This is a genomic window from Halomonas denitrificans (assembly GCA_019800895.1).
In the GTDB taxonomy this organism is placed as follows: domain Bacteria; phylum Pseudomonadota; class Gammaproteobacteria; order Xanthomonadales; family Wenzhouxiangellaceae.
Genome location: JAHVKF010000003.1, coordinates 400,742 through 413,025, shown reverse-complemented (window position 1 = coordinate 413,025; position 12,284 = coordinate 400,742). Strand labels below are relative to the sequence as shown.

Annotated in this window: 16 protein-coding genes; 7 read left to right on the top strand and 9 right to left on the bottom strand. The window is 69.3% G+C overall.

Annotated elements, in window-relative coordinates; all coding sequences use genetic code 11:
• The first annotated feature begins 5 nt into the window (after nt 1-5).
• A complete protein-coding gene (locus KUV67_10475; protein ID MBY6205307.1) occupies nt 6-1,481 on the top strand; it encodes a potassium/proton antiporter in 1,476 nt (491 codons plus the stop codon).
• A 135-nt stretch (nt 1,482-1,616) separates the two neighbouring features.
• On the opposite strand, the gene KUV67_10470 is transcribed toward KUV67_10475, so the two are convergent.
• The 3 genes from KUV67_10470 to KUV67_10460 form a co-directional block, all read right to left on the bottom strand.
• Nucleotides 1,617-2,210 carry a CoA pyrophosphatase gene (locus KUV67_10470; GenBank protein MBY6205306.1) on the bottom strand — a complete coding sequence of 198 codons (594 nt, stop codon included), beginning with the start codon at nt 2,208-2,210 and terminating at the stop codon, nt 1,617-1,619.
• 120 nt (nt 2,211-2,330) lie between these two features.
• On the bottom strand, nt 2,331-2,528 hold the full coding sequence (locus KUV67_10465; GenBank protein ID MBY6205305.1) for a DUF1289 domain-containing protein: 198 nt from the start codon (nt 2,526-2,528) through the stop codon (nt 2,331-2,333).
• Between the two features lie 138 nt (nt 2,529-2,666).
• Nucleotides 2,667-3,371: an FKBP-type peptidyl-prolyl cis-trans isomerase gene (locus KUV67_10460; protein ID MBY6205304.1), complete on the bottom strand. Its 705-nt coding sequence runs from the start codon at nt 3,369-3,371 to the stop codon at nt 2,667-2,669.
• 306 nt (nt 3,372-3,677) lie between these two features.
• On the opposite strand from KUV67_10460, the gene pspA reads away from it, so the two are divergent.
• From pspA to KUV67_10430, 6 genes are all read left to right on the top strand, one after another.
• Nucleotides 3,678-4,373: a phage shock protein PspA gene (pspA, locus tag KUV67_10455; protein ID MBY6205303.1), complete on the top strand. Its 696-nt coding sequence runs from the start codon at nt 3,678-3,680 to the stop codon at nt 4,371-4,373.
• Nucleotides 4,373-4,606: an envelope stress response membrane protein PspB gene (gene pspB, locus KUV67_10450; GenBank protein ID MBY6205302.1), complete on the top strand. Its 234-nt coding sequence runs from the start codon at nt 4,373-4,375 to the stop codon at nt 4,604-4,606. The genes pspA and pspB overlap by 1 nt, the downstream gene beginning before the upstream one ends.
• A complete protein-coding gene (locus KUV67_10445; GenBank protein ID MBY6205301.1) occupies nt 4,596-4,979 on the top strand; it encodes a PspC domain-containing protein in 384 nt (127 codons plus the stop codon). Before pspB ends, KUV67_10445 begins: the two co-directional genes overlap by 11 nt.
• Complete coding sequence (locus tag KUV67_10440) at nt 4,976-5,209, top strand: hypothetical protein (GenBank protein MBY6205300.1); 234 nt, start codon at nt 4,976-4,978, stop codon at nt 5,207-5,209. The genes KUV67_10445 and KUV67_10440 overlap by 4 nt, the downstream gene beginning before the upstream one ends.
• A gap of 39 nt (nt 5,210-5,248) precedes the next feature.
• On the top strand, nt 5,249-6,031 hold the full coding sequence (locus KUV67_10435; GenBank protein MBY6205299.1) for an enoyl-CoA hydratase/isomerase family protein: 783 nt from the start codon (nt 5,249-5,251) through the stop codon (nt 6,029-6,031).
• 85 nt (nt 6,032-6,116) lie between these two features.
• Nucleotides 6,117-6,404 carry a cupin domain-containing protein gene (locus tag KUV67_10430; protein MBY6205298.1) on the top strand — a complete coding sequence of 96 codons (288 nt, stop codon included), beginning with the start codon at nt 6,117-6,119 and terminating at the stop codon, nt 6,402-6,404.
• Between the two features lie 10 nt (nt 6,405-6,414).
• Here the strand turns inward: KUV67_10430 and KUV67_10425 are convergent, their stop codons facing one another.
• The 6 genes from KUV67_10425 to rfbB are packed head-to-tail and all read right to left on the bottom strand — an operon-like array spanning nt 6,415 to nt 12,246.
• Entirely contained in the window at nt 6,415-7,419 is a 1,005-nt protein-coding gene (locus KUV67_10425; protein MBY6205297.1) for a DUF1684 domain-containing protein, read from the bottom strand.
• The gene (locus tag KUV67_10420; protein ID MBY6205296.1) at nt 7,406-8,830 is read right to left on the bottom strand and encodes a mannose-1-phosphate guanylyltransferase/mannose-6-phosphate isomerase; all 1,425 of its coding nucleotides are present in this window, start codon (nt 8,828-8,830) and stop codon (nt 7,406-7,408) included. The genes KUV67_10425 and KUV67_10420 overlap by 14 nt, the downstream gene beginning before the upstream one ends.
• Entirely contained in the window at nt 8,827-9,723 is an 897-nt protein-coding gene (gene rfbD, locus KUV67_10415; protein MBY6205295.1) for a dTDP-4-dehydrorhamnose reductase, read from the bottom strand. Before rfbD ends, KUV67_10420 begins: the two co-directional genes overlap by 4 nt.
• Entirely contained in the window at nt 9,708-10,268 is a 561-nt protein-coding gene (gene rfbC, locus KUV67_10410) for a dTDP-4-dehydrorhamnose 3,5-epimerase (GenBank protein MBY6205294.1), read from the bottom strand. Before rfbC ends, rfbD begins: the two co-directional genes overlap by 16 nt.
• Complete coding sequence (gene rfbA / locus KUV67_10405; GenBank protein MBY6205293.1) at nt 10,265-11,149, bottom strand: glucose-1-phosphate thymidylyltransferase RfbA; 885 nt, start codon at nt 11,147-11,149, stop codon at nt 10,265-10,267. The genes rfbC and rfbA overlap by 4 nt, the downstream gene beginning before the upstream one ends.
• On the bottom strand, nt 11,146-12,246 hold the full coding sequence (rfbB, locus tag KUV67_10400; GenBank protein ID MBY6205292.1) for a dTDP-glucose 4,6-dehydratase: 1,101 nt from the start codon (nt 12,244-12,246) through the stop codon (nt 11,146-11,148). The genes rfbA and rfbB overlap by 4 nt, the downstream gene beginning before the upstream one ends.
• Between the last annotated feature and the right edge of the window lie 38 nt (nt 12,247-12,284).

Here is a 12,284-nt window from a genome sequence, read left to right as displayed (position 1 = left end):
ACCTGGTGAGCGGAGGCGGTCCGATGGCGATCGGCTGGCTGCTGACGGCGGCCGGTCTGCTGATCCTGGTCAGCGTTCTGTTCAGCCGGCCGTCCGAACGCGTGGGATTCCCGGCGGTGCTGCTGTTCCTCGGGCTCGGCCTGCTGGCGGGCGCGTGGCTGCCCGAGCCGTTCTCCGATTTCGACCTCGCCTTCCGCATCGGCACCGTCGGCCTGGTGCTGATCCTGTTCGACGGCGGCCTGAACACGCCCTGGCGCACGGCCCGCGACCACCTCGCGCCGGCCGCCGTGCTGGCCACTCTGGGCGTGGTCGGCACCGCCGGCCTGGTTGCCGTGGCCGGCCGCCTGCTCGGACTGAGCTGGATCGAAGCGCTGCTGGTCGGCGCGATCGTGTCCTCGACCGACGCGGCCGCCGTGTTCTCGGCCCTGCGCGGCTCGAACGTGCAGCTGCGGCGCCGGGTCGGTGCGACGCTGGAGCTGGAGTCGGGCCTGAACGACCCGATGGCGGTGATCCTGACCCTGACCCTGACCGCCGCGATGCTGCAGCCCGAGGCGTTCTCGGTGCCGGTGTTCCTGCTCGAGATCGCGATCCAGCTCGTCGTCGGCCTCGGCGCCGGACTGGCGATCGGCTTCTCCGGCCAGCAGCTGCTGAAACGAATCCGGGTCCCGGCAGCCGGGCTCTACCCGGCGCTGACGCTGGCCCTGGCCCTACTGGCCTTCGGTGTCCCGACCCTGTTCATGGGCTCGGGCTTCCTCGCCGTCTACGTCGCCGCCCTGGTGCTGGGCAACCAGCGCATGCCCTATCGAGCCGGCATCCTGCGCGTGCACGACGCCCTGGCCTGGCTCGGTCAGATCACCATGTTCCTCGTCCTCGGCCTGCTGGCCGTGCCTTCGCTGCTGGCCGCGGCCAGCTTCGACGGCCTGGTGCTCGCGCTGGTGCTCGGCCTGGTCGCACGTCCGCTGGTCGTCGCCCTGTGCCTGTCGCCGTTCGGCTACAGCGCCCCGGAAACGGGGTTCGTGTCGTGGACGGGCCTGCGCGGCGCGGTGCCGATCCTGCTGGCCAGCGTACCGGTGATGAGCGGCGTCGAAGGCGGTGCCGCCCTGTTCCACCTGGTGTTCTTCGTGGTCGTGGTCAACGCGCTGATCCCGGGCGCGACGGTGCGCTGGGCGGTCGCCTGGTTCGGCGTCGAGCGCGCCGGCCAGGTCCGTCCGCCGCCGGTGCTGGAAATCACCGCCACGGAAAACCTGCCCGTGCGGGTGATCTCGTTCCTGATTTCGCCCGCCGCGCTGGTCGCGGGCAGCAAGGCCGGCGACCTGCCGCTGCCGGCCGGGGCCGACATCCTGCTGCTGGTTCGCGACGGAACGGTCCTGCCCGTCGGCGAGCAGACCGTGCTCCAGCCCGGCGACCACGCCCACCTGATGATCCGGCCCGAGCAGGCGCGCGCGGTCGAACTGCTGTTCGGCCTGCGCGAAGAGGACTGATCGGCAACGACACCCCGGCGCGCCGGGCAGGAAAACCAATCGGCGATACTCGAAGGTCTCGTTCGGGGGCTCGATTGGGAATTCGGTGGAGGACGCCGGTCCGGGAATCCGCCCCTGGAACGACGCCGGCAGGATTCAGTCGTCCGCGTCCAGCCGTTCGCCCAGGTCCTTCAGCAATGCGGCGGTGGCACCCCAGATCCGGTGTTCGGGATGATCCAGGGTCAGGATCTCGAAGCTCCGCTGCCGCCATTGCACGCGGTCCCGCCGCCACGCCGTCGGGTCCAGGATATGGCTCAATGAAACGGAAAACACGGCGTCGACCTCGTTGCGGTCGGGCTCCGGCTCGAACGCCGGGTCGATCCAGCCGACCACGGCGGTCATGCGAAAGCCGGTGATCGTGTCGTAGCGGCCGAGCAGGCCCGCCGGCCGGACGCGCTCCGGAGCCAAGCCGGTTTCCTCGTGGGCTTCGCGCAGAGCGGTCTGGACCACGGTCTCGCCGGGCCGGTCGCGGCCGCCACCGGGAAACGCGACCTGGCCGGCGTGCTTGGCCAGGTGGGCGGCGCGGACCGTGAGCAGGATCCGGGGGTCGGATTCGGCGGTCACCGGCACCAGCACCGCCGCCGGGCGGGGTCGCCCGCCGCCTTCGGGCCGGTAGCCGCCGACCGGCAGCTCGGAGATCGGCGTGTCGAGGGAAAAGAGCCGGCGGCGGAATGCTTCGTCGAGGGTCATGGGGTCGCCGTCGATGCGGGGTTCCGAATCGCCGAACCGGCGCCTTCGGTGGTTCCGTGTTCGCTCCGGGACAGCGCCGCAACGCCGGCCGGCCGGCGTCGACGCATCAGGGCGGTGGAATCAGTCGTCGAACAGGCGATCGGCACGTTGCGGCAACTCGTCGATGATCTCGCGCCGTTGCTCGGCGCTCATCGAAAGCCAGCCGCCGATTTCGGCCGCCGTGCGGAAGCAGCCGAGGCATCGACCGCTCTCGTCGAGCCGGCACACGCCGATGCACGGCGACTCGATCGCCTCGAGTTCGCGCGCCGGGTCGCTCATGGACAACCGGCCTTCGTCGGCGCGGGTGCCATCGACACTGACCCCGACGGAGCGGTGGGCCGCTCCGTCCGCGATCCCTTCGCCACGGGCTCGATCGGCGTGCTCACGACGGAGCGCGCTACGCTCGGAGAGCGCCGGTCACTCGTCGCCGGCCGGATCGGGTTCACCGATCTTGACCAGGCGCAGGTCGAACTGGAGCGCCTCGTTCGGGCCGATCAGCGGCGGGTCGCCGCGCATGCCGAAGGCCAGCTCCGGCGGCAGGAACACCTGCCACATCGCGCCCTCGCGCATCAGCGGCAGCACTTCCTGCCAGCCTTCGAGCACGCTGTCGACCTGGAACACGGCGGGCACGCCGCGGGCGAAGGAGCTATCGAATTCCCGGCCGTCGATCTTCGAACCGCGGTAGTGCACGGTCACCGTGTCTTCCAGCGTCGGGCGGGCGCCCTCGCCTTCTTCGATCACGCGGTACTGGACGCCGCTCGGCAGCGCCACGATGCCGCTCTTCGACCGGTTCTGGGCCAGCCACTCGTCGGCCCGGACCTTGTTTTCCTCGGCCATCTGCTGGAACTGCTCCATGCGCTGCTGGCGCATCCGCTCGTTGAACGCGGCGAGCACTTCGCGCATCTCCGGAACCGCGACCTGCGGCTCGCGCCCGGCGTTGGCGTCACGAATGGCGGCGATGACCGCTTCGAGTTCGACATCCCACTGGCTGGTTTCGGACCCGAACTCGTAGCCGATCGCGTAGCCGAGCTTGCCGGCGTCGGACTCGAGGTCCTGGGCCTGCGCGGCGAACGGGATCACGGCCAGTGCGGGCACCAGCAGCTTGAACAACATGTAACGCATAAGGAAATCTCCAGGCGATGTGAGGTACGGCTCGAAACAGCCCGGCATTTTAACCGACCGGGTGCAAGCCCGTTGGGCAGGTGGGCGGCAGCGCCACCCGGCACTAGGACCGGCCGGCACTGCGGAGGTTCCCTTCGAGAAAAGTGGTCAAAATAGCCATTTTATGGTTTTTTGCGCGATGCATTGCCGGGTGGGGAAGCACACGTCATTGTTTTCATTGGACTTCCGAATTGGCACGCCGCTTGAATAACCAGGGCGACGGGCGCTCGTGCCCACCCACGACTTGCAGACCAGGAGACATCGCACATGGGAATCTTTTCGCGACTGGGCGACATCATCAACGCCAACCTGAACGCGGCGCTGGAAAAGGCCGAGGACCCGGAGAAGATGATCCGGCTGATGATCCAGGAGATGGAAGACACGCTGGTCGAGATCCGCTCGGCGACCGCCAAGTGCATCGCGGAGAAGAAGGAACGCGCCCGCCTGCTCAAGCGCCTGGAAGAACAGAAGGCCGACTGGGCGTCGAAGGCCGAACTGGCGCTGGACAAGGACCGCGAGGACCTGGCCCGTGCCGCCCTGGCCGAGAAGACCGCGCTGGGCGACCGGATCGAACACCTGGAAGACGAACTCTCGCAGTACGACGAGCAGCTGCAGAAGTACGACAACGACATCGCGCGCCTGCAGGCCAAGCTGGACGACGCGCGAGCGCGCCAGCGCACGATCGTGATGCGCCACCGCTCGGCCGAGCATCAACTCAAGAGCCGCCGCCAGATCCACAACCAGAAGATCGAAGAGATGCTGCACCGCTTCGACGCCGCCGAGCGCCGGGTCGACCACATCGAGTCCGAGGCCGAGGCCATGGACATGGGCCGCCAGCCGAAGACCCTGGGCGACGAGTTCGACTCGCTGGCCCGCGATGACCGGGTCGAGGAGGAGCTCGAATCGCTGAAGGCCTCGCGCAGCGGCAGCAAGAGCAAGGGCACCGACAAGGAGTCCGCGTGATGCAGGAACTGCTGTTCGTACCGCTGATCGTCTTCACGGTCATCGTGGCGCCGATCTGGCTGATCCTGCACTACGCCACGCGCAATTCGGCCAGCAAACGCCTGACCAGCAAGGACGAAGCGATGCTGGAAGAACTCCACGCCAGCACCCGACGGATGGAGGAGCGCATCCACAACCTGGAGCGCATCCTCGATGCCGACACCCCCGAATGGAGGACCACCCATGACCGCTGATGTCTACCGCAACCGCAATCGCCTCTACCGCAATCGCGAGCGCGGCCTGATCGCCGGCGTCTGCGCCGGCATCTCGGACTGGACGGGCTTCAACCTCACCGCCCTGCGCATCATCGTCGTGCTGCTCGCGATCCCGTTCACCGCGGTCATCGTGATCGGCTACCTGGCCCTGGCGCTGCTGCTTCCGGTCAAACCCGCGGACCTCTACAAGGACGAGGAGCACGAGCGCTTCTGGGCCGAGACCCGGCGCGCGCCGGTCGACTCGGTCTCGTCGCTGAACCAGCGCTTCCAGCGCCTCGACGAGCGCCTGCAGAAGCTCGAGAAGTGGCTGACCTCGCGCCAGTACCGGATTCGCTCGGAACTGGACGAGTGATTGTCGGGGTGGCCCGCAACGCCACCCCTCTCCTCGCGGCGGTGGCCGCCATCGCCACCGCCCTGTCCGCGGCCAGCCACCGCTGGCTGCCCGTCGACCGGCTGCCGCCGGCCTCCGAACTGGCCGCCGGCTTCGAACCCGAGGCTCTGCTCGACACTCTGTGGCTCTGGCTGTACCGGCTCGCCGAGTGGTTGGCCCACGCGGACCTCGCAGCGCCGATGGGGGCCTGAGGTAGACTTCCGGCCGGACTCACCCACCGGAACGCCTGCATGGACTTCGACAACCTGACCGTCGATGCGACCGGGCCGATCGCCCGCGTCGTGGTCGACCGCCCCCAGCGCCTCAACGCCCTGAACCACGCCACGATCGACGAACTCGACCGGGCCTTCCGCGCGCTCGCCGCCGACCCCGCCGTCCGCGTCGTCGTGCTGCGCGGCGCGGGAGACAAGGCCTTCGTGGCCGGCGCCGACATCACCGAGATCCGCGATCAGTCGCCGGTCGAGGCGCGGGGCTTCTCCCGCGCCGGCCAGGCATTGATGAGCCGGATCGCCGACTTCGAGAAGCCGGTGATCGCCGCGGTCAACGGCTACGCGCTCGGCGGCGGGCTTGAACTCGCCCTCGCCTGCCACCTGCGCCTGGCCAGCGACAACGCCAAGCTCGGTCTGCCGGAGATCAAGCTGGGCATCATGCCGGGCTTCGGCGGAAGCCAGCGCCTCGCGCGCCTCGTCGGCCCGGCTCGCGCGCTCGAGCTGATGCTGACCGGCGAGCCCGTCGACGCGGCGACGGCCCTAACGCTCGGGATCGTCAACCACGTGGTCTCCGCCGACCAGCTCGACGATCGGGTGGACGAGCTCGCCGGGGGCCTGGCCAAGGCCGCGCCGGAAGCGGTGCGGGGGATCCTGCAGGCCGTACGCCAGGGCCTGGATGGACCGCTCGAAGCCGGCCTGGCGCTGGAAACCGCGCGCTTCGCGGTCTGCTGCTCCACCGACGACATGAAGGAAGGCACCGGCGCGTTCCTCGAGAAGCGCGCCCCCGAGTTCACCGGCCGCTGAGGTGGCCGCACCCGACGCCGTCGTCGACCTGTACGACAAGCTCGAGCGCCTCGACGCGGCCTGGTCGCCGCGCGTGGTGGCCGAGATGAACGACTACCAGTTCAAGCTGGCCCGCTTCGAGGGCCGCTTCGTCTGGCACCGGCACGAGGCGACCGACGAGGTCTTCCTGGTGTTGCGCGGGTCGATGGGGATCGAGTTGCGTGATCGAACGATCCGTCTCGGCGAAGGCGAGCTGTTCGTCGTTCCGCGCGGTGTCGAGCATCGACCGTTCGCGGACGAGGATTGCCGGGTGCTGCTGATCGAGCCGCGCGGCGTGGTCAATACCGGCGGCGCCGGAGGCGAGCTGACCGCCGGGAACGACGTCTGGCTGTAAGCCGGGCGACTCAGTCCGCCGGCGAGGCCGCGGTCCGTCCCGACGAACCGGCATATTTCAGTTCGCCGGCGCGCAGCCGGACATCGAGACGGTTGCCCTGCGGGGGCAGCGGGCAGGTGGTGAACTCGCTGAATGCGCACGGCGGGTTGTACAGGCGGTTGAAATCCAGCACCACCCTGCCGTCCTGGTCCGGCCAGTCGGAGTACAGGAAGCGGCCGAGCCCGTAGGTCTCGCGGCCCGACGTGCGATCGGCAACGATGTAGAACAGGTCGTCGTCGGAATCGATCGCCTCCAGGCTGTACCGCGTCCCGTCGAGTTCGAACTCGACGCGGCCCGGATTGGGTTCGTCGATCAGCTGGCCGAGGACGTTGGCGACCTGGACCGTGCGACCGGCCTCGTGGGGCAACCATTCACCGACCACGCGGTACGCGGGATCGATCGGAAAGTAATCAAGGCCCCGGAAGCCGACCCGCGTCGGCGACTCGGGATCGCGGACGCGAAGCGCGCGACGATCGCCCGGCGTGACCAGGTGCGCCCGGATCCCGCCCGCCTCGATCAGGGTCGGCTCGTCGCCCGCCGCCAGCACGGCCGACGCGGCGGCCTGGCCGCCGACCATGACCCGGCCGATCGCGGCGGGGTCGACGTCGAACACGACCTCGTCGGCACCGACGACCAGGCGCCCCCAGCGATCGGGGCCGCCGGGCAGCACGATGTCGGCGTCCTCGGCGCGGCCGAGCCGATAGGTTCCCGGCTCGAGCATCACCAGCCCGACCAGGCTGAGGTAACCGTAGGGCTCGGTCAGCCGAGCCCGCCGACGCTCGCGCCAGTCCAGCACGTCGGCTTCCAAGAGGGTCCGTTCGTTCATCTCGGCTTCCTGCACGGCATCGCTCCGGCGATCGTCCCGGGCATCGCTCACCTCGATCGTATCCGGCGCGCTGCAGCCGCCCAGGACGAAGGCAGCCGCGACGGCTGCTCCGGCGCACAGGGCTGCCAGCTTCGAGTCACGCCCGCCCATAGACGTCCTCCAGCCGTTCGATGTCGTCCTCGCCGAAGTAGCTGCCGGTCTGGACTTCGATGATGTGCACGTCGGCGCGACCGCGGTTCTCGAGCCGGTGCAGCGAACCGGCCGGGATCTCCACCGTGTGGTTCGGGCCGAGCTCCATCTCCTGGTCGCCGACGCGAACGCTCGCCGTTCCCGACACCACGGTCCAGTGCTCGCTGCGGTGCTCGTGGCGCTGCAGCGAGAGGACCCCGCCCGGCTTGACCACCAGCCGCTTGACCTTGCAGTCCTCGGCATCCTCCAGCACCGTGAAGCGACCCCAGGGGCGATGCACGGTACGGTGGTAGACCGCCGACTCGTGGTCCCGGCGGGTCAGCTCCTCGACCACCGACTTGACTTCCTGGGCGCGGCCCCGCCGGGCAACCAGCACCGCATCGGGCGTGTCGACGATGACCAGGTCGTCGACGCCGACGGCCGCGACCAGTCGCTCTTCACCCTGTACGAAGGTGTTGCGCGCATCGACCAGCACCGCATGGCCCTGGATCTGGTTGCCTGAACCGTCGGTCTCGTACAGTTCGCTGATCGCCTGCCACGATCCGATGTCGCTCCAGCCGCAGCTCATCGGCACGACCGCCCGCTTCGGCGCCTTCTCCATCACCGCGAAGTCGATCGAGTCGCTTCTCACGGCGGCGAAGCGATCGGCGTCGAGTTCGACGGGCTCGCGATCCCGGTCGGTCTCGGCCCAGGTCGCCTCGACCGCGGCGAGGATGTCCGGCGCCTGTTCGCGCAGCGCCGCCAGGATGGCGTCGGCGCGGAACACGAACATCCCGGCGTTCCAGAGATAGCGGCCGCTCTCGAAGTAGCGCTGGGCGGTCTCGCCGTCCGGCTTCTCGACGAAGGCCTCGATCTGCTGTCCGAGCCCTGCGATGTCCTGCCCGGCCCGGATGTAGCCGAATCCGGTCTCGGCGTGGGTCGGCTGGACTCCGAGGCAGACCAGCCAGCCATCCTCGGCCAGCGCATCGGCCTTCGTCACCGCGGCCTCGAAGGCATCGCGGTCGCGCACCAGGTGGTCGGCGGGCAGCACCAGCAGGCGCGCCTTGTCGCCGTGCCGATCGCGGACCCAGAGCGCGGCCGCGGCGATCGCCGCGGCGGTGTTGCGGCCGGCGGGCTCAAGCAGGAAGTGATGGGTCGCATCCGGCTCCGACTCGCGGTAGATGTCGCGGGTCAGGAAGAAATGATCGCGCGCGGTCACGGTCAGGGTTTCCGTGCCGTCGACCGCGCGCAAAGCACGTCGGACCGTGGTCGCAGCGAGGGTCTGGCCGTCGGCCAGGCGCATGAAGGGCTTCGGGTGGGCCTTGCGCGAAACCGGCCACAGGCGCGTTCCGGCGCCGCCGGACAGGATGACGGGGATCAGCGGGTGGGTCATGAACTGGCCTCCTTCCACATCTCCAGGCAGCCCGTCAGACCGTCCTCGACGCTCGGCACCGGGCGACCTGTGAAGGCCTCGAAGCGGCTGCAGTCCAGCACCGACCAGGCCGGTCGCCGCGCCTTCTGCGGCCATCGCGCACTGGCGATCGGCTCGACCGCGACCGGCGCCGGAATCACGCCGTGCTTCGCGGCGCGGGCAACGGCAAGTTCGGCGAACGCGTGCCAGGACATGGTGCCGTTGCCGGCGAAGTGCATCCGCGTCACACCGCTGCCCAACTCGCCCCGGCGACGGAGCAGTTCGACCACGGCATCGGCGAGATGACCGGCCCAGGTCGGCGACCCGACCTGATCGGACACCACGGTGAGCTTTTCACCGCGCTCGGCCCGGGTCAGGATCGCGGACAGGAAATTCCCGGGGAAGTGGCTGTACAGCCAGGCGGTGCGGACGATCAGGGCATTGGCGCCCGAGGCCTCGATGGCCAGCTCGCCCTCGAGCTTCGACCGGCCGTAGACGCTCTGGGGTGCGGGCGCATCGTCCTCTTTCCAGCCGGTATCCCGGGCGCCGGAGAAGACGTAATCCGTGGAGAAGTGGACCAGCGGCACGGAGCGCTCCGCGGCCCAGGCGCCCAACCATCCGGGCAGGTCCCGGTTGAGCTTCAGCGCCATGTCGGGTTCGTCCTCGGCCCGGTCGACCGCGGTCCACGCCGCGGGATTGACGATCAGGTCGGGACGAACCCGGCCGAGCGCCTTGTCGAGCAGCCTCCGGTCCGACAGGTCGCAGCGGAAGTCCCCGCTCTGGAGATCGGTGGTGACGACCTCGCCGAGCTCGCCCAGGCGTGGCGCCAGGTGGCGGCCGAGTTGGCCGGCGGCTCCGGTCAGCAGTATTCGCATTTCGGCAACTCCTCAGACGCGACCTCGTCGAGGCGAGGTGCATTCGAATCCTTGCCCGACAGCGACGAAGGCTCGAGCGGCCACTCGACGCCGATTGCCGGGTCGTTCCACGCGATCGATGCATCATATTCCGGGCGGTACGGGCGTGTACACAGATAGCTGAACGTCGCGTGCTCCGACAGCACCTGAAAACCGTGAGCGAAGCCTTCGGGAATCCACAGTTGCTGGTGATTCGCGGCCGACAGTTCGACCGCGACCCAGTGCCGGAAGTGCGGCGAGTCTGTCCTCAGGTCGACGGCGACGTCGAGGACCCGGCCCTCGGTCACCCAGACCAGCTTGCCCTGCGGCTCCGGCCACTGGTAGTGCAGCCCGCGCAGCACGCCGCGCGCACTGCGGCTCGTGTTGGCCTGGCAGAACTGCTCCGGGAGCCCGTGCTCGGCGAATCGCTCGGCCCGCCACGTTTCGAAGAACCAGCCGCGCTCGTCGCCGAACACGTCTGGTTCGATCCGCGACACGCCCGGCAGCGAGGTGGCGTGAACCTTCACCAGTCGGACCGGGTATCGGCCACTCGACGCAGGTAATCACCGTAACCCGAGGACACCAGCGGCTCGGCGAGTTCCAGCAGGCGGGCGCGGTCGATCCAGCCCTGGCGGTAGGCGATCTCTTCCGGACAGGCCACCCGCAGGCCCTGGCGCGACTCCAGCGTTTCGATGTAGCTGGCGGCCTGCTGCAGAGACTCGTGCGTGCCGGTATCCAGCCAGGCGTATCCCCGCCCCATCCGCTCGACGACGAGCTCGCCTGCGTCGAGGTAGAGACGGTTGAGGTCGGTGATCTCCAGTTCGCCTCGCGCAGAGGGCTCGAGCGCCGCCGCCCGTTCGACGGCCTGGCCGTCGTAGAAATACAGGCCGGTCACCGCGTAGTTCGATTTCGGCCGGGCCGGTTTCTCTTCCAGAGACAGGACCCGGCCCTCGTCGTCCATCTCCACCACGCCGTAGCGTTCGGGGTCGCGGACCGCGTAACCGAACACGGTGGCGCCGGACTCGCGCTGCTGGGCGCGAGCGAGCAGCTCGCGCATGCCGCCGCCGTGGAAGATGTTGTCGCCGAGGATCAGGCAGGAGGGACGCTCGCCGACGAAGTCGGCACCGACCCGGTAGGCGTCGGCCAGGCCGCGGGGCTCGTCCTGCACCGCGTAGCGCACGTCGATCCCCCAGTGCGACCCGTCGCCGAGCAGGCGCTGGAACAGGGCCTGCTCGTGGGGCGTGGTGATCAGCAGGATCTCGCGGATGCCGGCCTGCATCAGCGTAGAGAGCGGGTAGTAGATCATCGGCTTGTCGTAGACCGGCAGCAGCTGCTTGCTCACGACCCGGGTCAGCGGATAGAGGCGCGAGCCGGCGCCGCCGGCCAGGATCAGGCCCTTGCGGTTCATGCTCCGGCTCCGCCGGCCGTGCCCAGCCGCTCGCCGCCGTAGCCGTCACGCTCCGGATCAGCCGCCGAATCGCCTGCGGAGTCACGGTACGCACCGCTGCGAATGCGCTGCCACCACGCCTCGTTGTCCAGGTACCAGTCGACGGTCCGGGCCAGGCCGGTCTCGAAATCGACCTCGGGCTGCCAGTCGAGTTCGTCGGAGATTCGGGTCGCGTCGATCGCATAGCGACGGTCGTGGCCCGGGCGATCGTCGACGAAGCGGATCAGCTCGCGCCGGGGCCGGTTGCCCGGGCGTCGCCGGTCGATCAGATCGCAGAGCGCGTGCACCACGTCGAGATTGCTGCGCTCCGCGTTGCCGCCGACGTTGTAGGTCCGGCCCGGCCGACCGTGCTTCAGCACCCGCTCGATCGCCCGGCAGTGGTCCTCGACGTACAGCCAGTCGCGACGCTGCTGGCCGTCGCCGTAGACGGGCAACTCGCGCCCTTCGAGCGCATTGAGCAGCATCAGCGGAATCAGCTTCTCGGGGAACTGGCGGGGGCCGTAGTTGTTCGAGCAGTTCGTGATCGAGGCCGGCAGCCCGAAGGTCCGGTGCCACGCCCGAACCAGGTGGTCCGACGCCGCCTTGCTGGCCGCGTAGGGCGAACTGGGCCGGTAGGGCGTGGTCTCGCTGAAGGGCGGGTCGTCGGGCCCGAGATCGCCGTAGACCTCGTCGGTCGAGACGTGCACGAAACGGAAGTCCGGATGGCCCTCGCGCCAGTAGTCCAGGGCCGCGTCGAGCAGGACCTGGGTGCCGACCACGTTGGTACGGATGAACGCACCCGGGTCGTCGATCGAGCGATCGACGTGACTCTCCGCGGCGAAGTGCACCAACGCCGCCGGCCGCTCCTCGGCGAGCAGGCGCCGGACCGCGGGCCCATCGGCGATGTCGGCCCGGAACAGGCGATGGCGCCCGGCGTCGAGTCCGGCCAGCGAATCGACGTTGCCGGCATAGGTCAGGCAATCGAGATTGACGACCCGCCAGCGGTTTCCGGCGAGCACGTGATGGATGAAGTTCGCGCCGATGAAGCCGGCGCCGCCGGTAACCAGCAGGGTGTCCATGTCAGCGTCCGATGTCGTCGACGGTCCGGGGCAGCAGC